At 59.1% G+C, this 16,388-nt stretch carries 19 protein-coding genes and 1 pseudogene; 5 read left to right on the top strand and 15 right to left on the bottom strand.

Annotated elements, in window-relative coordinates; all coding sequences use genetic code 11:
• Positions 1 to 6: 6 nt before the first annotated feature.
• The 3 genes from ACFSR7_RS21900 to ACFSR7_RS21910 form a co-directional block, all read right to left on the bottom strand.
• Positions 7 to 918, bottom strand: a complete 912-nt coding sequence (locus ACFSR7_RS21900; RefSeq protein WP_378165252.1) for an aldo/keto reductase — start codon at positions 916 to 918, stop codon at positions 7 to 9.
• A 53-nt stretch (positions 919 to 971) separates the two neighbouring features.
• Positions 972 to 1,289 (bottom strand): YbjQ family protein, encoded by a 318-nt coding sequence (locus tag ACFSR7_RS21905; protein WP_282908613.1) that lies wholly within the window; start codon positions 1,287 to 1,289, stop codon positions 972 to 974.
• Positions 1,290 to 1,384: 95 nt separating this feature from the next.
• Positions 1,385 to 1,906 (bottom strand): ADP-heptose synthase, encoded by a 522-nt coding sequence (locus ACFSR7_RS21910; protein ID WP_378165254.1) that lies wholly within the window; start codon positions 1,904 to 1,906, stop codon positions 1,385 to 1,387.
• Between the two features lie 124 nt (positions 1,907 to 2,030).
• Here ACFSR7_RS21910 and ACFSR7_RS21915 point away from each other — a divergent pair, with 124 nt between their 5' ends.
• Positions 2,031 to 2,990 carry a serine hydrolase domain-containing protein gene (locus ACFSR7_RS21915; protein ID WP_378165256.1) on the top strand — a complete coding sequence of 320 codons (960 nt, stop codon included), beginning with the start codon at positions 2,031 to 2,033 and terminating at the stop codon, positions 2,988 to 2,990.
• On the opposite strand, the gene ACFSR7_RS21920 is transcribed toward ACFSR7_RS21915, so the two are convergent.
• The 3 genes from ACFSR7_RS21920 to ACFSR7_RS21930 all read right to left on the bottom strand — a co-directional run bounded on the left by ACFSR7_RS21920 (position 2,978) and on the right by ACFSR7_RS21930 (position 5,467).
• Entirely contained in the window at positions 2,978 to 3,730 is a 753-nt protein-coding gene (locus ACFSR7_RS21920) for an SDR family NAD(P)-dependent oxidoreductase (RefSeq protein WP_378165258.1), read from the bottom strand. The genes ACFSR7_RS21915 and ACFSR7_RS21920 overlap by 13 nt on opposite strands.
• Entirely contained in the window at positions 3,730 to 4,416 is a 687-nt protein-coding gene (locus ACFSR7_RS21925) for an MOSC domain-containing protein (RefSeq protein ID WP_378165259.1), read from the bottom strand. Before ACFSR7_RS21925 ends, ACFSR7_RS21920 begins: the two co-directional genes overlap by 1 nt.
• A gap of 322 nt (positions 4,417 to 4,738) precedes the next feature.
• Positions 4,739 to 5,467, bottom strand: coding sequence for a phosphonate ABC transporter ATP-binding protein (locus tag ACFSR7_RS21930; RefSeq protein ID WP_378165261.1), 729 nt, complete (start codon positions 5,465 to 5,467; stop codon positions 4,739 to 4,741).
• A gap of 241 nt (positions 5,468 to 5,708) precedes the next feature.
• On the opposite strand from ACFSR7_RS21930, the gene ACFSR7_RS21935 reads away from it, so the two are divergent.
• On the top strand, positions 5,709 to 5,843 hold the full coding sequence (locus ACFSR7_RS21935; RefSeq protein ID WP_282908607.1) for a hypothetical protein: 135 nt from the start codon (positions 5,709 to 5,711) through the stop codon (positions 5,841 to 5,843).
• Positions 5,844 to 5,884: 41 nt separating this feature from the next.
• On the opposite strand, the gene ACFSR7_RS21940 is transcribed toward ACFSR7_RS21935, so the two are convergent.
• Complete coding sequence (locus ACFSR7_RS21940; protein ID WP_177244219.1) at positions 5,885 to 6,022, bottom strand: hypothetical protein; 138 nt, start codon at positions 6,020 to 6,022, stop codon at positions 5,885 to 5,887.
• 173 nt (positions 6,023 to 6,195) lie between these two features.
• Here ACFSR7_RS21940 and ACFSR7_RS21945 point away from each other — a divergent pair, with 173 nt between their 5' ends.
• The gene (locus ACFSR7_RS21945; protein ID WP_378165262.1) at positions 6,196 to 6,933 is read left to right on the top strand and encodes an HAD family hydrolase; all 738 of its coding nucleotides are present in this window, start codon (positions 6,196 to 6,198) and stop codon (positions 6,931 to 6,933) included.
• Between the two features lie 41 nt (positions 6,934 to 6,974).
• Here the strand turns inward: ACFSR7_RS21945 and ACFSR7_RS21950 are convergent, their stop codons facing one another.
• The 8 genes from ACFSR7_RS21950 to ACFSR7_RS21985 form a co-directional block, all read right to left on the bottom strand.
• Complete coding sequence (locus tag ACFSR7_RS21950; protein WP_378165264.1) at positions 6,975 to 7,958, bottom strand: hypothetical protein; 984 nt, start codon at positions 7,956 to 7,958, stop codon at positions 6,975 to 6,977.
• Positions 7,955 to 9,136, bottom strand: a complete 1,182-nt coding sequence (locus tag ACFSR7_RS21955) for a lysozyme family protein (RefSeq protein ID WP_378165266.1) — start codon at positions 9,134 to 9,136, stop codon at positions 7,955 to 7,957. The genes ACFSR7_RS21950 and ACFSR7_RS21955 overlap by 4 nt, the downstream gene beginning before the upstream one ends.
• Before the next feature lie 118 nt (positions 9,137 to 9,254).
• The gene (locus tag ACFSR7_RS21960) at positions 9,255 to 9,569 is read right to left on the bottom strand and encodes a hypothetical protein (protein ID WP_378165267.1); all 315 of its coding nucleotides are present in this window, start codon (positions 9,567 to 9,569) and stop codon (positions 9,255 to 9,257) included.
• A 102-nt stretch (positions 9,570 to 9,671) separates the two neighbouring features.
• Positions 9,672 to 11,162 (bottom strand): glutamate synthase subunit beta, encoded by a 1,491-nt coding sequence (locus ACFSR7_RS21965; RefSeq protein ID WP_378165269.1) that lies wholly within the window; start codon positions 11,160 to 11,162, stop codon positions 9,672 to 9,674.
• Between the two features lie 103 nt (positions 11,163 to 11,265).
• Complete coding sequence (locus tag ACFSR7_RS21970) at positions 11,266 to 11,787, bottom strand: dihydrofolate reductase (RefSeq protein ID WP_378165271.1); 522 nt, start codon at positions 11,785 to 11,787, stop codon at positions 11,266 to 11,268.
• A gap of 121 nt (positions 11,788 to 11,908) precedes the next feature.
• Positions 11,909 to 12,703 carry a thymidylate synthase gene (thyA, locus tag ACFSR7_RS21975; RefSeq protein WP_378165273.1) on the bottom strand — a complete coding sequence of 265 codons (795 nt, stop codon included), beginning with the start codon at positions 12,701 to 12,703 and terminating at the stop codon, positions 11,909 to 11,911.
• Between the two features lie 42 nt (positions 12,704 to 12,745).
• The gene (locus ACFSR7_RS21980; RefSeq protein WP_378165275.1) at positions 12,746 to 13,249 is read right to left on the bottom strand and encodes an acyl-CoA thioesterase; all 504 of its coding nucleotides are present in this window, start codon (positions 13,247 to 13,249) and stop codon (positions 12,746 to 12,748) included.
• A gap of 137 nt (positions 13,250 to 13,386) precedes the next feature.
• Positions 13,387 to 13,548 carry a hypothetical protein gene (locus ACFSR7_RS21985; protein WP_378165277.1) on the bottom strand — a complete coding sequence of 54 codons (162 nt, stop codon included), beginning with the start codon at positions 13,546 to 13,548 and terminating at the stop codon, positions 13,387 to 13,389.
• A 171-nt stretch (positions 13,549 to 13,719) separates the two neighbouring features.
• On the opposite strand from ACFSR7_RS21985, the gene ACFSR7_RS21990 reads away from it, so the two are divergent.
• Positions 13,720 to 15,528: an SgrR family transcriptional regulator gene (locus ACFSR7_RS21990; protein WP_378165278.1), complete on the top strand. Its 1,809-nt coding sequence runs from the start codon at positions 13,720 to 13,722 to the stop codon at positions 15,526 to 15,528.
• A 420-nt stretch (positions 15,529 to 15,948) separates the two neighbouring features.
• Positions 15,949 to 16,221 (top strand): annotated as a pseudogene (locus ACFSR7_RS36505) (IS1182 family transposase); the annotation flags it as partial.
• Between the last annotated feature and the right edge of the window lie 167 nt (positions 16,222 to 16,388).

A 16,388-nucleotide genomic window follows, 5' to 3' on the forward strand; every position in this document is an offset into this window, starting at 1 on the left:
GCCCGATTAAGCTTCCTGCGGATGGCCGGCCGGGACCAGCGCGACGGCAGCTGCGTTGGCCTCGACCTGCGCGACGTCCTTGCAGCCGGGAATGACGGCGGTTACGGCTGGATGGCGCAAGCACCAAGCGAGCGCCCAGGAAGCCATGTCGACGCCCTCCGGCACCTCCGTCCGCTTGATCTCCTCGGCTTCGCGCAGCAGCCGGTCGACATTCTCGCGGTCGCTTCGCGAGCGAACGTCGTCACTCGGAAAAGTCGCACCCGGCTTGTATTTGCCGCTCAAGAAGCCGCTTGCGAGCGGCACCCGGGCGAGCACGCCAAGTCTCTGCGCCTCGCAGGAAGGGAATACTTCATCTTCGGGCTCGCGATCAAGCCGGTTGTATACCACCTGGATCGCCTGTGCGCCGACCGCCGTCGCCTTGGACGTCTGGTAAATGTTGCGGTTGGAGCCGATCGAGATGCCGAGATGCCTGATCTTGCCCGCTTCGACCTGCCGGCCAAGCGCCTCCCAGAGCCCGTCCGTGTCGAACGCGGCATCCGGCCCGGAATGGAATTGATAGAGATCGATATAGTCGGTCTGCAGCGCCTTCAGCGAAGCGTCCAACTGGCGCACGACGTCCTGTGGATCATATACGTCGGTCCGGTCGAAAGCCCCGTGGAAATGATGTCCGAACTTCGTGGCGAGCACCCAATCGGAGCGGCGGCCACGGATCGCCGGACCGATCAGCGACTCGGACAGATGATCGCCGTAACATTCGGCAGTGTCGATCAGATTGATGCCGAGCTCGGCTGCCTTGCCCAGAATGGCGTCCGCCTCTCGCTGCTCGTAATTCCTGCCCCACTCGCCCCCGAACTGCCAGGTGCCGACGCCTACCGCCGATATTTTCAGATCGGTCGATCCCAATTTGCGATATAGCATGATGCCGTCCTCCCGTTCATAGAAGAATATTCGCTAGATTTCATTCATACAGGTTAAGCTTCGACGGTGACCGCCGTGCCGCTGACCGCTACCATGAGCATGCCTTCCCGTACAACCTCGTAATCCACGTCGACGCCTACGATGGCATTGGCGCCCATCCGCTTGGCCTGCTCCACCATCTCGGAGACGGCGATATCCCGCGCTTGCTTCAGCTTGTTTTCATAGGAGCCGGACCTGCCGCCGACGACGTCGGTGATCGAGGCCATGAAGTCGCGGAAAATGTTCGCGCCCATGATCGTCTCTCCGTTCACCATTCCGTAATAGGACGTAATTCTGTATCCTTCCACATTGGGCGTGGTCGTCACCAGCATGACAATAGCCTCCTTGAGGATGTTGGGAACGCCCTCATTCTATCATACCGGTCGCCCGGACAACAATGAGAGCCGCCGGCGGACGCCGGCAGCTCTCAAGGGTTGAATTCGCTCGGAGCGGGACTATCCTCCACGGCGAACTCGTAATCGTCGATATCGAACACCTGGACAGGGATCGCGTTCTGGACAACTTTGTCCTGGAATTCGATATGGTCGGTCAGGATCGGACTTTGCACCCGCAGCGAAGTCAGCACGATCTCCGTCTCGATCGGGTCAAGCAGCTCGCCGTACTGCATGTTCTCCGCCGCGTTGACGACGACGAGGGTCACCTTGTCGTTGATCGGCAGCGGCGGGCTCTCCCGCCATGGCGCGAGCAGCGAGCGCTCGAGCTTCTTCTTATTGAACGGATCTTCGAAGTACGCGATCATTTCCCCGATCTTGCCTTTGACGTGACGGTCGTCGTCCGGGTCGGGCATGACGGGCTCGTCGCTATCCTTCATATCGTACAATTCCATCACTGTCGAATACGGAATCCGGTATTCCACAGGCCGTTTCGGCAGAAGCAGCTGACCATATATGGCGATCATGACCGCCTCGATGACAAAACGCCTTTCCATTGTAGCCAGTCCCCCCTAGTAGCGGCAGAAAAACCTTTAGCGCATTGCTGTACATTATATCATAAATTCGCGTCAGACATGCCGGCGCCGGGTATAATAGGCCGACATAAGGAGGCGATGCGGGATGGCGTTGACGACGGCAAGGCGCAAGACGGCCGATCTCGAAGGACTGCAGCGCGCGGCGGAAGCCTGCAAGATCGACACTTGCCGCGTACGAATCGGCAGCGGCAGCGGCGCGCAGACGTTGGATTATGCGCGTACCCAGCGTTCGGCGGAGCGGCTGCACAAGGTCAACTCGGTGACGAAAAGCGTGCTATCGCTGCTCGTCGGCATCGCGCTCGAGCGAGGCGACTTCCCTTCGCTCGATACGCCGCTCGCCGGCTGCCTGCCGCGCATCTCCGCTTCGCTCGGACGAATTCGGCTGCATCATTTGCTGTCGATGACGGCCGGCATGGACTGGCCGGAATGGGGCGCCTGGGGCGGCCGTCCCAATCCGATGTGCGAATCGGACGACTGGGTCGCTTTTATCCTGGATAGACGATCGACGATGCGCCCCGGCGGCGTCATGTCTTACAACTCCGGCTGTTCGCATCTGCTCAGTCTCATCCTGCAGCGCGAGACCGGCATGATCGCCGAAGCCTACGCCGCAAAGCATCTGTTCGGGCCGCTCGGCATCCGCAACTGGCAATGGCATGCGGATCCGCAGGGCGTGTCGATCGGCGGCTTCGGCCTTGCCCTCCGCGGCGGCGACCTGTTCAAGCTCGGCCTGCTCATGCTGGCGCGCGGCCGATGGGCCGGCCGCCAAGTCGTCCCCGATGCCTGGATCGCAGAGTCGACCGCAGCCAGGCATCACACGTACGATTGGCTCGGCTCTTATGGCTACCATTGGTGGACGTTCACCGGCGGCGGAGGCGAGGCCGTGAACCCGCACATTTATTACGCCATGGGCTACGGCGGCCAATTTCTGTTCGTCATTCCGGAGCGGGAAACCGTCGTCTCGTTCACTAGCGATTTATACCGTGAACCTTTAAGGCCGTTAAAGATTTTTTCGCAGTTTGTCGCTGGCGTGCCTTACGGCTCGTAAATCATTTTACGGGTCATGCCGCCGTCCACGACAAGATTCGTTCCGGTGACGAAGCCGCCTTCGGGATCGGTCAAATAAAAGCAGGCCCTGATTACATCCGACGGTTTGCCTACGCGTCCGGACGGATGCTGCTCGTGATCGACCGGCCTTAAGGCTGCATAATCGCCGTTCTCGATCCACCCCGGACTGACCGTGTTGACCGCGATGCCGTCCGGACCGAGGGACAGCGCGAGCGCGTGCGTAAGCGCCAGGATACCGCCCTTGGATGCTGCGTACGCTTCCGAGTTCGGCTCGGATTGCAGCGCGCGCGTCGAAGCGATGTTGACGATGGCGCCGCCGCCTTTCCGCTTCATCGCTTTGGCCGCTTCGCGGCCGCACAGGAACGCGCCCCGCAAATTAATGTTCATGACGCGGTCCCATTCCTCGAGCGACAGCTCAAGCGGCGACTTCCAGATGCCGATGCCCGCATTATGCACGAGCACGTCTACGCGCCCCGTCCAAGCCGTAGCTTGCTCTACGATCAGCGCAGCCGCTTCGGCTTCGTTCAGATCCGCCGCGATAAATCTGGCGGACAAGCCTTCGCCCGTCAATTGCGCCGCCAGCGCCTCGCCGTTCGTGCCGGGCGTGTCGCTAAGCGCGACCGAAGCGCCAGCTTCGGCGTAAGCCCGCGACAGATGGCGACCGATGCCGCCGGCTGCGCCTGTCACGATGACCGTGCGGCCCGCGTACTTGCCGGGCATCAGGATTGCGCGAGACGCGTCAGCCTTGCCGTAAGCGTCTCCCTCCAGCTGGCGGCCAACGCATCGACCGCAAGCAGACGCTCCATGCCTTCCCGGTCTTCTTTTCCCCGATGCATGATCCTGTTCGCTTCTTCTACCGTGACGCCGCCGGTGTCCCGCGAGACGAGGACGAGCTTGCCCGGTTCGACTGCGCCTTGAGACAGCACGCGGAAATAAAATCCCGTTTTCCCCGTGTCGCGAACCATCGCAGGCAGATCGTCCGCATCCCACTTCATCGCCAGCTTCCAGCATGGCACGCGCGGCTGGCTGACCTGAAGCGTCACTTCGCCGATGCTGAATACATCGCCGATGCAAACTTCGGACTCGACGATCTCGTCGATCGTGAAGTTCTCGCCAAACGCGCCGAATTCGAGCGGCTTGCCCAGCTTTTCTTCCCAATACGCATAATGACGGTACGGATAGGCGCACACCGCCTTGTCCGGGCCGCCATGATTGACGGTATCCGCCTGCACGTCTCCGGACAGTCCTTCAAAATGGACGTCGACGGCTCGCAGCACGCGTTCTTTATTGATGCCGGACTTCGCGATTTTGCCTTTGAACCGCCCTTCGCTCGCCGCGCCTACGTTAACCGATAATAACGGGTAGACGCTGCCCGGCGCTATGTGCGGCGACGTTAAATTCGACATCGCGTGAACCTCCTCGATTTGGAATCGCTTTTTCGCCCGTACGCCCTTGCCCCTACGCCTTCTCCCCTACGCGCCTGATGCGTCCGGGGATGGATAAGAGACAATCGTCCTTGCCATGCTAAAACAGCGGGCCTTCGACGCCCCGGATTGGAGATGATCATCGATGACCACGTCCAAACGGAGAAAAGAAAGCGCATGGAAGAGTCGAAAAGAGCGCTCCCAAATCCGCCCGGCAAAGGCGCCGGAAGGACAATCGGAAGCGCCGCTTCAACCTTAATCGCAGCACGCTGCATGACAGATGGTCCCCGGGAAGAGAGGCGGCTCAGGTGATTTGGTTTTTCTCTGCGCCAGTGAGCCGTCTTCCCCGGACGGTCAGCACGGCCCTTCCATCATGAAGTCCCCAAATTTCGTCCGCGAACTTCTCGGCCAGTTCCAGCCGATGCAGCGCGACCACGATGATCATGTTCTTGTCTTTCGCCTGCTGCTTCAGCATGCCCATGATGCTCTCCTGCGAATGCGGATCAAGTCCGGTAACAGGCTCGTCCGCCAGCAGCACCTCGGCGCCGTGCGCAATCGCCCGTGCGATCGCCACGCGCTGCCGTTCGCCGCCGCTCAGCTTCTCCGCCGGCTGGTGCGCCCTGTCGATCAAGCCCACGTTTTCCAGCGTCTCCATTGCGTCCATATAGTCGTCGCTTCGGACCATGCCTGTCATCCGGCGGAACCAGGACACCTGGCCGACCGCGCCGATAATGACGTTTTTGAGCGCCGTCTTTTTTTCGTACATAAGCGCTTTTTGCTCCAGATAAGCGATTTTGCGCTTCAGACGAAATCTGGCGAAGGCGCCGCCGGCAATCGCGTCCTTGCCGTCAATCCGAAGCTCCCCGCTTGTCCAGGGCTCCTTGAGACCGAGGCAGCGCAGCAGCATCGACTTGCCGCTGCCGCTCGCACCTACGACTGCATAGAGCTTGCCCGGCTCCAGATGTCCGTGGATGCCGTCGAGTACCTTTTTGCCTGTCGGCAGCTTGCGCGTGAGACCGATGATATGTATCATTCCCGTCCGATTGCCCCCTGACTATCATTCCTGCCTTTTTTCTAGTGTAATTCTTTACGGAACGGCTTTCCATACGAACAAACGTTTGGTATACTGTAAACAAGAACATGCGTTCTATCAATTCCAGTCAAAGGTGGGATGATGGATGGAGAACTGCGAGCACCTCCGCTATTTGGAGCCCTCAAGGGGAACCCGTCCGTCACGAGATCTGACTTTCAAATTTTACGACAGCGGCCGTCTCGTGATCGTTGACAATGACAGCGGCAATACGATGAACCCCCGCGAGTTAAGCGGGGGCAGCTACGACTTTTATGTGCGTCAACGGCTCGCCTTTATCAAGCGCGACCTCAAGTCCAAGATCGAGAAGTACGCATAACGATGCCGGGGCCTAGCCCCGGCAAGCTCGCGCATTTGCGATCAAGGCAGGTTTTTATCGATTCCGTTCAAGCTGGGCGGCAGGCGGGACATCTTGTCCAGCTTCGTCGCCTGGCTTTTTCCGCGTCCTCCGGCCGTAATGCTCTTCGCTCCCGCTTTAGGTCCTTGATACGGCGGCATTTCCGACTCACCTCCATAGGATGCTTCAATGTTCGGGGCAGCGCCCGACTGCCCGATTAGGTTGCCCGCACTGCGCATTTACAAACACCCTCCGGTTAGACATAATAAATTCATGCCGGCCGCAACGAATGGCGAGCGGCCCGGTGCGGCAAGCTGACGAAGGAGCCACGGACATGAAGCAAAACATCCTGTTCGACCTGGACGATACGCTCATCCACTGCAACAAATATTTTCATTTCGTGCAAGAACAGTTCGCCGACCTGATGACCACCTGGTTCGCGCCGTTCGAACTGACCAAGCAGGCCGTACTGGCCAAGCACAGCGAGATCGATATTGCCGGCGTGCAGATCGTCGGCTTCAAGAGCGAGCATTTTCCCCAATCCTTTGTCGATACGTACCGCTATTACAGCGCCCTGCACGGTCGCTCCGAATCCGCCGACGAGGAGACGCTCCTATGGAAGCTTGGACTTAGCGTTTTCGAGCAGGAGACCGAGCCCTATCCGTTCATGAACGAGACGCTCGAATCGCTCGCGGCCGCAGGCCATCAGCTTCACTTATATACGGGCGGAGATCCGGATGTCCAGAAGCGCAAGATCGAGGCCGCGGGCCTGGAACGCTATTTTCGCGACCGCATTTATATTCGCCTGCACAAAAATGTCGAAGCGCTCAAAGAAATTATACATTCCCGCAAGCTGCGGATCGATCGTACCTGGATGATCGGCAATTCGGTCCGCACGGACGTCCTGCCCGCGCTGTCATGCGGCCTTCATGCCATTTATTTGAAGCAGGAACGCGAATGGGACTACAACGTGCTGCCGATCACAGGCGCCAAGCCTAGCGGGGCGTTCCTCACGCTTTCCTCGCTTGGACAGGTACCTTCCGCGATCGCATCGTTTTTGGCTCAGGGCTAAGGTCGGAGCCAAGCTTGGGGCTGCAGCGATGCGACTGGCGATTAGGGTCCGACGATATGCCTGAAGCGGTCGAAGGCGGCGGCGTCCGCCCCGCCCGCGCGGGCGGCCAGATGATAAAAGCTGTAAGGAAATTTGAAGGCATGGCCAAAATCCCAGGCGTCCCCGCTTCGATCCTTGTCCCAGAATTCGGAATCGGTCGGCAGCGAGGACGACGGCTGCGCCGGAGCGAGCGGCTCGCGGTCGATAGGCGAATAGAGCTTAACGGGTTCGCCAGGACGCAGATGCCGGCTTGCCCGCAGCGCATGGACCAGCTTGAATAACGGCCCAAGCCCTCTCTCGAACAACGCTCGGTATCCGAGCTCCTCAAGCGTTACCAGCGCATGCGAAAAAGTCAGCATATGGCCGATCAGATCATGGTGGGCTTCCGCTCTGTAGATCGTCTCGAAGGCCGTCAGCTCTCGCAGCATGGCGCGCGACAGCGCTGCGCCGTCTTCGATGCCTGCGGGGCCTTCGCCTTCCATCTCGAGCAGTGCCAGCGCCCTGACCTCGGACGTTTTGTAGCCGATCCAGGAGCGGCCGGGAATCTTACCTTTGAACGAACGAATCAGCTCCGAAATCGCTTGTACATCCTCCGGTTCGCCCCAGCCGTCCAATTCGCGAATGGCCTTTATGCTCGCCGCCGCGTAGATCGCGTTGTGACCGACCCAGTACAAGCCGTCAATCGTCTCTTCGAGCGCCTCCGCGATAACGCGTTCACCTTCGCTCGCACTATGCTTCCGCCTTTTTTCCGTTGCTGTCCGATCCGGTTGAACGGAGCCTGCCGACTCTTCGAGATGTTCCGACACCATCCGATCGGCTTGAGCGGAGATTTTGCGCGCGACATCGGCATCCAGCCGATTTTCGGCGATAAAAAAATAAGCGGCGATCGCCGCCGCGCCAAAGTGTGCATCCCATATATCGCCCGTCCGTCTGCGGCACGATGCGATGACGGCCAGTCCATTCTCTAAAAGCGCGCGATCCGTCATAAAATTCCCGCCTCCCGTTGCTCCTTCTCCTGTTCTTGCTCCCGTCCAAGCGATTTCAGTTTGTCGTAAATCGCGCGCACGCCGTCCGACCAACGCGGGTCCTCCGCATAGGTCCGGTTCATCCACGCGAACGGTTCCTCGCCTTCGGGTATGCCGGCCGCCAGCTTTGCGAGCAGCTTTGCCGCAATGCTCGACGAATCGCTGATGTTGGTATTGTACGTCTCCCAGCTGTTAAAGACGTTAAACGGATTGTTCGCGATTTGCTTCGCCTTTTTGGCGGACTTCGGGACGAAGCCCTGCTCTTGACCGGCCACCGCGAACAGAAGCAGCGGATCGATGCCATGCCGGCGGGCGCTCTCGACGATCGCTTCGAAGTAAGGCCGCTCGACCAGCAGCGAATCTCGGTCGGCAAGGTACGACCTCACCGCCTCCGCATTGAACGGCGAATAGGCAAAAGGAGCCGATTCATCGGCTTGATTGGGGACTGGCTGCATGAGTGCCCCGTCTGCGATGAAGTCGGAAGGCGGCGCTTCCGCTACGCGATCGCTGCGCTGCATCGACGCCAAGAGGATGCCCGCAAGCGCAAGCAGCGTCACAGCCGCCAGGACAAGCGGCCGCAACGCGGTTGGCGCCAGCCAACCAGTTCTAGGCGTGGCGCTGTCGTTGGCGGTTGTAACGGTGTGGACGACGTCGGCGCGCATGCTGCATTTTACGTTCAGATTCGCGTTGCCCCGGGAGGCATCCATTGATGAAGCGCTACCAATTGGTGTAGCGCGAGAAATGAGCATGTCCGCTGAGTCTGACCTCAGTATCAGCCCTTGTTCGGATCGTTCGGCAATCCGGTCCAGCGTCCATGCTTCGTCCGTCCAATCGTTTAACCATCCGAGCAAGCTGATCGCATGCGCTTCGTCCGCGAGCGCCAGATCGCCGCATACGCGCAGCACGTCGGTCGGGTAGACCTCTCGCTGCTCGCCGACGACGCAGGACGCCACAAGCCGGTCTGCCACGTCCGCCCGGAGCGCTTCCGGCCATTCGGGCAGCCGCTTGCGAATCGTACGGACGATCGCATCGGCGATGATCTCAGCCTGATTGGCAGCGGGCATCGGCGCATATTTCGTTCGAACGTAACGCCTGATGACCGATACGTCACCCGGCGTCAACAATGCAGCCCCTGCCATATGCGCCTCGCCTCCTCCGCTCCTTGCTTTCCGGATCCGACTATTGCTATCCATAGTTTAGCATATGGCCGCGGCCTGAAAAAGCGTGTCCGCGCGCGATCCGCCCCTAGCTGCAAACTTAACGCGAAGCTGCTGCGATCCGCGCCTGGATCTGTTCGCTGCGGATATAACGCTCGATCTGCTCTTTTTCGAACATCGTAAACTGGTACTCGCAATCGATGCCTTCGTCGAGCGCCTCAATCTGGATCGGATGTCCGGCATGCGTGCACACGACCAGCGCTGTCAGATCGATGACGTCGTCCGGCAGCGGGGTTGACGCATCAAGGCTAAGCCGAAGCTCCGCATCGATCCACTGTCCGTCGCGCCTGTCGACGCTTGCTTCAAATCCCGTAAACCTGAGTTCCTGCGGTAGATCGTCGCCGTATCGAAACATCGTTTTTCCTCCGTCCGCAATAAAGGGCCGTCACCCGCCGGCTTCGCTTCGAAGACGGCTCGGGTGCGACCCTGAATTTATAAATGGTCTGGCGTGTGTACGTTAGGGCAGCATCGTCGAACCCATCAGATAGCGGTCGACTTCGCGGGCTGCCTCGCGGCCTTCGTTGATCGCCCACACGATAAGGCTCTGTCCGCGGCGCATGTCTCCAGCCGCGAACACCTTGTCGACGCTCGTCTTATACTTGCCGTAGGCGGCCTTTACGTTCGTTCTGCGGTCTGTCTCCAGGCCAAGCTGTTCGACGATGGTCGATTCCGGACCTTCGAAGCCGACGGCCACAAGAACGAGATCGGCCGGCCATACTTTCTCCGTGCCGGGAATCTCTTCGTACACTTTGCGACCCGACTCGTCGATGTAGCGGCGGATTTGCACGGTGTGCAGTTCCTTGACGTTGCCGTCTTCGTCGCCGACGAACTTTTTGGTCAGTACCGAGAACGCGCGAGGGTCTTCTCCGTACAGTACCTTTGCCTCTTCGTGCGCATAATCGAGCGTGTAAACGTTCGGATATTCCGGCCAAGGGTTGTTGATCTGGTCGCGCGTGAGCGGCGCCTTGGCATGCGTGCCGAACTGAGATACGCTCGTGCAGCCGTGACGCAGCGCCGTTGCGACGCAGTCCGTCCCCGTATCGCCGCCGCCGATGACGATGACATGCTTGTCCTTGCCCGAAATATAATTGCCGTCTTCGAGGTTCGAGTCAAGGTAGCTCTTGATCGTCCCGTTCAGGTAATCCATCGCCTGATGAATGCCCTTGAGGTTCGCGCCTTCGACCGGACCGAGCCCGCGTGCTTTCGTGGCGCCGCCGCACAGGATGATCGAATCGTACTCTTCAGCCAGCTGCTTGGCGGAAATGTCCTTGCCGATCTCGGTGTTCGTGACGAACTGAATGCCCTCTTCCGCGAGCAGATCGACACGGCGCTTGACGATATGCTTCTCGAGCTTCATCGTCGGGATGCCGTAGGTAAGCAGTCCGCCCGGACGGTCCGCGCGCTCGAATACCGTCACGCTGTGACCGGCCTTGTTGAGCTGAGCTGCGGCAGCCAGACCAGCAGGTCCTGATCCGACGACAGCGACGCGTTTGCCCGTACGCTGCTTCGGAGGCTGGGGCACCACCCAGCCCTCTTCGAAGGCGCGGTCGATGATCGCTTGCTCGATCGTCTTGATCGTCACCGGATCGCCGATAAGACCGACGGTACAGGATCCTTCGCAAGGCGCTGGACATACGCGGCCCGTGAACTCGGGAAAGTTGTTCGTCTTGGCCAGACGCTCGTAAGCCTCTCTCCACAGTCCGCGGTAGATGAGGTTGTTCCATTCAGGTATAAGGTTGTTGACCGGGCAACCCGATGCGCCGCCGGACAGTTCCATGCCGGTATGGCAGTAAGGCGTGCCGCAGTCCATGCAGCGCGCACCTTGGGTGCGCAGCTGTTCTTCGGAGAACATGCGATGGAACTCGTTCCAGTCCTTGATCCGTTCAAGGGGGTCGCGATCGCTTGGCAGCTCGCGTTGATATTCCATAAATCCCGTAGGCGTCGACATCCCATTTCCTCCATCTGTCGGTAATTCGCGTGTCTGACCGGATATTGCCGCCGGGTCAGGGCACCGTTATATGATAGACCATCTTACCTGACGATCCGTGTCATCAGAATGGATTATCCCCTCTATTGTTTGCACTTTCCGCTGCGCGGCGTTCGTAGACGCACATATCGAAGGCGATCGGATTGCGATCGTTGGCTTCCTGCGACGCTTTAGATGCCATAATCCAGTCCGCTCGGTCGAAACTCGGAAATACGGCATCGCCGGCGACGTCCTCGGACAGCTCCGAAAGCAGCATCCGTCCCGCATACGGCAGCAGCTGCGCGTAGACGTCCGCCCCTCCGGCCACCATCAGTTCTTCGTCGCCGTAGCGTTCGAGCGCTTCCTCAACGGACCGGACGATAACGCAGCCTTCCGGCGCATCGGTCATCGATTTGGACAAAATGACATTCGTCCGTCCGGCCAGCGGCTTCGGCAGCGATCGGAACGTCTTGCTCCCCATTAGTACGGGCTTCCCCATCGTCTGGGCCTTAAAATAGGCCATCTCGTCCTTCAGACGCCAAGGCAGAGCGTTATCCGCCCCGATGACGCCATTCTTCGCGACGGCGGCAATTAACGTGACGGACATGCGCCACCGCCTCCCTGCAATCGTTCATTTGTGTAACTATCATAACATACGATGCTTCCCGGCGACTATCAGCCAAAAAACAACTGTATTTCGACAAAAGCCGAGACCTCATATGAGCGGCTTATATCGCTACGGGCGCCTTGATCGCCGGGTGGTATTCGTAGTCCTCAAATGCAAAGTCTTCGAATTTGTAGTCGAAAATCGAGTCTGGCTTGCGCCGGATGACGAGCTTGGGCAGCGGCAGCGGCTCGCGGGAGAGCTGCAGCTTCACCTGCTCCAGATGATTGGCGTAAATATGGACATCCCCGCCGGACCAGATGAACTCGCCGACTTCGAGACCGCATTGCTGCGCCACCATGTGCGTGAGCAGCGCGTAGGAGGCAATATTAAACGGCAATCCGAGGAACGTATCTACGGAACGCATCGTCAGCATGCACGAGAGCTTGCCCTCGGCCACGTAAAATTGAAACACGAAGTGGCACGGCGGCAGTTTCATCCGGTCGATCTCCGCGACGTTCCAGGCGCTGACGAGATGGCGGCGCGATTCGGGATTATGCTTGATGGCCTCGACGACCTGCGAGATCTGGTCGATCGTACGCCCGTCCGGCGTCTCCCAGGCACGCCACTGCGAACCGTAGACGGGACCGAGATCGCCGTTCTCGTCGGCCCATTCGTCCCAGATGGAGACGCCGTTCTCCTTGAGATAACGAATGTTGGTATCGCCGCTTAAAAACCAGAGCAGCTCGTGTACGACGCTTTTCAAATGGATCCGCTTGGTCGTGACGAGGGGGAAGCCCTCCTGCAGGTCGAACCTGAGCTGCCTGCCGAATACGCTGAGCGTGCCGGTGCCCGTTCGGTCCCCTTTCACCGTGCCGCGTTCCATAATATCCTGTAATAAGTCCAAGTAATTGCGCAAGAGACGTCTCACCTTTTCATTGTAACGTTATTCCCGATTGTATCATTTGTCCCGTCCATCTGTCGACGAATAGCGCTGGCCCCGCCGAAGTTGACGCTGCTCGTAGCGGGCGAGGGCGCTCTCGTGGAGCAGCCGCTCTTCTTCGGTCTCGGGATAGACGCCGGGCACCGGCGCGGACTTGCCGTCCGCCCCGAGCCCCACGAACGTGCTGAACGCGGTGACGGTCAGCCGCCGCTCGCCCGTGAATAAATCCTCCGCCCGAACGACGCAGTAGATCTCCATGGAACTGCGGTGCGTCCAGGTGACGCAGGCTTCGAGCTCGAACGCCTCGCCTACGCGGATCGGCGACAGGAAGTCGAGGCTGTCCTGCGCGACCGTCACGACTGGCATATGGCAGTGCCGCATCGCCGCGATCGTCGCGATTTTATCGATATACTGCATGAGCGTGCCGCCAAACATCGTGCCATGGTAATTCGTATCGCCTGGGAACAGCATCTCGGTCAGCACGGATCTGGATGCCGAGATCGGTTTTGGTGAAGCGGTCATCGTATGGGTTTCCTCTTTTCTGCTGCCGCGCGCGGTTATAAAGCGTCGCATCTTGCAGTCGTTGTGTCTCTTTATTATATCGCAAGCGCGCGCCGGACGCCCGGCGCACAAGAAGAAGGCAGCCGCCAAGGGCTGCCTTATTTACCGAGGAACGTGGAGAGCACCGCGAGAAACGAATAGCGAACCTTTTTCCATCGGGTGCTTCCGGCCATGGATTCATCTGCGTCTACCGATTCGACCCGAAGCCCGAGCTCCCTGTATTCCGCCAGTTTTTCGAGCGTGTATTGAAGGTCTAACATTGCGGGTTCCTCCTCCGCTTTTCGCCTTGCCGCCAAAAGCGGCCGGCGTGCCTGGTTGATGTCTTCATTATGCGATGTCCAAAAGAGGATAAAAAGCGTATAATGCAAGCATTGGATTTCCTCTTTTATCGGAAAACGAACGGAAAACATCAGGGAAGGAGTTGGATTCGCTTGCTGACGTCCGAACGATACTTGACTCTATTCGACCGGTTCGACGGCGGGCATACGCTGGGCGTTCCGATCGAGGCTACGCTCGAGGCGCTCGCCGAGACGTTGTACTGCACGCCGCGCAACGCCAAGCTGGTGCTTAAAAAACTGGAGGAGGACGGCCTGATCGCCTGGATGCCCGGCCGTGGCCGCGGCAACCGCTCCCATATAGCGTTCAAGGCTGACAAAGAGCCGTTCTTGTTCGACTTGGTTACCGCCAAGGCTGAGCAAGGCGACTATCGCTTGTCGTTCGATCTGATCTCGAGCTTTGGCGAAGGCACGGAAGTCAAGGCTCGATTTATCGATTGGCTGAACGTACGGTTCGGTTATCAAAAGGAAACGGTAAGAGGACACGTCGATTGCGATACGCTGCGGATTCCCGTCTACAGGCAAGTGCAGACGCTCGATCCCGGCTGCGCCAACTTTGCGTTCGACGGCCATTTGATGTACCACATATTTGATCGCCTCGTCACCTTTGACGAATCGCTCGGCCGAATCGTTCCGGGCATCGCGCACGCCTGGAACTCCAATCCCGCCGGCACGGAATGGACTTTTTTTCTGCGTAAAGGCGTGCAATTTCACGATGGGCGCGAGCTGACGAGCGAGGACGTTGTGTTTACGTTCGAGCGGCTTCGGCAACCCGGCGTACCGAACAGCTGGATGATGCGCGCTTTGGCGGGGATCGAGGCGCTAGGCAAGCGGACCGTGCGTTTTTCCCTCTCGCGGCCGAATCGCATTTTCGACCGATTCCTGTGCGCCGCGGCCGCCTCCGTTTTACCGTTCGACTTGTGCGGCCTTGGCGAGGCGTACTGGCGTCTGCCGATCGGAACCGGCGCGTTCCGGCTTGTCACGCTATCCCCCCACCGGATCGAGCTCAGCGCCAACACGGCTTATTACGCCGGACGTCCGTTTCTCGATGTCGTAGATATCGTCATCATGCCCGAGGACTGCCGGGAGCGGTCCACAATCGGGATGCCCTCCATCATGCGCGCGCCAAGCGGCGAGAACGAGGATGACGGTCTGGATCCCGCCATGGATTGGCAGGCGCTCGCCCGGCTTTGCAACGGATGCACGATGCTGACCTGGAATACGACCAAAGACGGCTGGCAACAAAACGAAGCGTTCCGACGAGCCGTCCGACTGATGATCGATCCCGTGGCGATGCAGGCCGATCTTGGCGGCGAGCGCGCGCTGCCCGCCTACTGCATCCGCCCCGAAGACAGCCTGAAGTATATCGGTAAATCCGCCGGCGAGCCGCAAATCCGGGAAGCGCTCCGCGCTTCCGGCTACGACGGCAAGGTGCTTCGGCTGGTCGTGCACGAGAAATACGAGCCGGACGGAAAATGGATCGCGGCGCGGCTCGGACAATACGGCGTGCGTGTCGACCTTTTCGTCGCCGATTGGAAGCAGTCGGTCGATCCGGCCGTTGTCGCGAGCGGCGACTTCACCGTATCCGGCATCCTGCTGGCCGAGGACGAGGTTTGCGAGATCGACCTGTACGAGCACGAAGCCTGCATGACCAGCGCCTACTTGAACGCCTCGCTTAAGGCTTGGATCGTCGAACGGATCGATCGGGCGCTGTCCGCTTATAGCGCCGAGGAGCGCCGCGGCCATATGCGCGAGATCGAAAACCGGCTGCGCGACGAATGCTATCTCGTTTTTCTCCACCATCGCCGCCTGAGCACGCAAATGCATCCTTCCGTCAGAGGCGCCAGCTTCAGCCCGCAAGGATGGATCGATTTTAAACAAATTTGGCTGGAAAAGATCGACTAAGCGCGCGTCAACGCAAAAATGCGGCGGGCAGGTTGCTCTGCGAGGGGCCGAGCGGGTTGCTCTGCGGGTAGCCGGGCAGGTTGCTCTGCGGGCTGCCCGGCAGGTTGCTCTGTCGTTTTCTCATCAGGATGCTCCGCCTCGGAAGCCTGCAAATATACATGCTTTTTCACTGTTGGATCGGTTTTAGGAGTAAATGCCTGCGTACGTGCATCTTTTGCAGTTCGAATCGCGCTTCGGAGGCGCTCATCGTTTCAAAAGCCTGCAAATTCGCATCTTTACGCATACGGCAATCGGGATACGAAGCAAAGCCTGCAGATTCGCAGGCATTTGCCTCGCGCCCTTTTCCTAGTCCTGATCGGATTTAATCGCCCCTTCCATTCGTTCGAAGCCCAGCGGTGGCTCAGCGAGTGATGTACACCCCAAGAAGATCATAGGCGGAAGGCCGGCTGCAGCCAGGCTACAACGTGCAAATCGGAACCGAGAACCAGTTCGTGCTCGGCTACAGCGTTTATTAACGGCCGACGGATGTCCGAAGCCGCACCTGGATAGAAACAAATCTTATGTGGGCGAGCTTCCAGGCACTGTCATTGCGGACGCAAGGTATGGAGTCGAGGAGAACTACGCGTTTCTGGAGGACGAGCAAGTGCATGCACTTTGAAGGACGGCACCTACCGCAAAGAAAAAAGCAGATCCCTGGACAAGGCGAGTCAGGAGGTCGGAAGGCTTTGGCTTGAACATTATCCGGTCAAAATATTACCCATATTCTAAAACGCAAACGGGACGAAGCAGGAAATTCCCCTGCTTCGTCCCGTTTAGTTATTTAGGCTTCATTTCAAATATTCCTTCCACTTCAGAGGGGC

This window comes from Cohnella sp. GCM10020058 (assembly GCF_042683485.1).
Classification (GTDB): Bacteria; Bacillota; Bacilli; order Paenibacillales; family Paenibacillaceae; genus Cohnella.

Coding starts and splice junctions, on each gene's coding strand:
- ACFSR7_RS21900 (WP_378165252.1), bottom strand. CDS start 918: ATGCTATATCGCAAATTGGGATCGACCGATCTGAAAATATCGGCGGTA.
- ACFSR7_RS21905 (WP_282908613.1), bottom strand. CDS start 1,289: ATGCTGGTGACGACCACGCCCAATGTGGAAGGATACAGAATTACGTCC.
- ACFSR7_RS21910 (WP_378165254.1), bottom strand. CDS start 1,906: ATGGAAAGGCGTTTTGTCATCGAGGCGGTCATGATCGCCATATATGGT.
- ACFSR7_RS21915 (WP_378165256.1), top strand. CDS start 2,031: ATGGCGTTGACGACGGCAAGGCGCAAGACGGCCGATCTCGAAGGACTG.
- ACFSR7_RS21920 (WP_378165258.1), bottom strand. CDS start 3,730: ATGCCCGGCAAGTACGCGGGCCGCACGGTCATCGTGACAGGCGCAGCC.
- ACFSR7_RS21925 (WP_378165259.1), bottom strand. CDS start 4,416: ATGTCGAATTTAACGTCGCCGCACATAGCGCCGGGCAGCGTCTACCCG.
- ACFSR7_RS21930 (WP_378165261.1), bottom strand. CDS start 5,467: ATGATACATATCATCGGTCTCACGCGCAAGCTGCCGACAGGCAAAAAG.
- ACFSR7_RS21940 (WP_177244219.1), bottom strand. CDS start 6,022: ATGCCGCCGTATCAAGGACCTAAAGCGGGAGCGAAGAGCATTACGGCC.
- ACFSR7_RS21945 (WP_378165262.1), top strand. CDS start 6,196: ATGAAGCAAAACATCCTGTTCGACCTGGACGATACGCTCATCCACTGC.
- ACFSR7_RS21950 (WP_378165264.1), bottom strand. CDS start 7,958: ATGACGGATCGCGCGCTTTTAGAGAATGGACTGGCCGTCATCGCATCG.
- ACFSR7_RS21955 (WP_378165266.1), bottom strand. CDS start 9,136: ATGGCAGGGGCTGCATTGTTGACGCCGGGTGACGTATCGGTCATCAGG.
- ACFSR7_RS21960 (WP_378165267.1), bottom strand. CDS start 9,569: ATGTTTCGATACGGCGACGATCTACCGCAGGAACTCAGGTTTACGGGA.
- ACFSR7_RS21965 (WP_378165269.1), bottom strand. CDS start 11,162: ATGTCGACGCCTACGGGATTTATGGAATATCAACGCGAGCTGCCAAGC.
- ACFSR7_RS21970 (WP_378165271.1), bottom strand. CDS start 11,787: ATGTCCGTCACGTTAATTGCCGCCGTCGCGAAGAATGGCGTCATCGGG.
- ACFSR7_RS21980 (WP_378165275.1), bottom strand. CDS start 13,249: ATGACCGCTTCACCAAAACCGATCTCGGCATCCAGATCCGTGCTGACC.
- ACFSR7_RS21985 (WP_378165277.1), bottom strand. CDS start 13,548: ATGTTAGACCTTCAATACACGCTCGAAAAACTGGCGGAATACAGGGAG.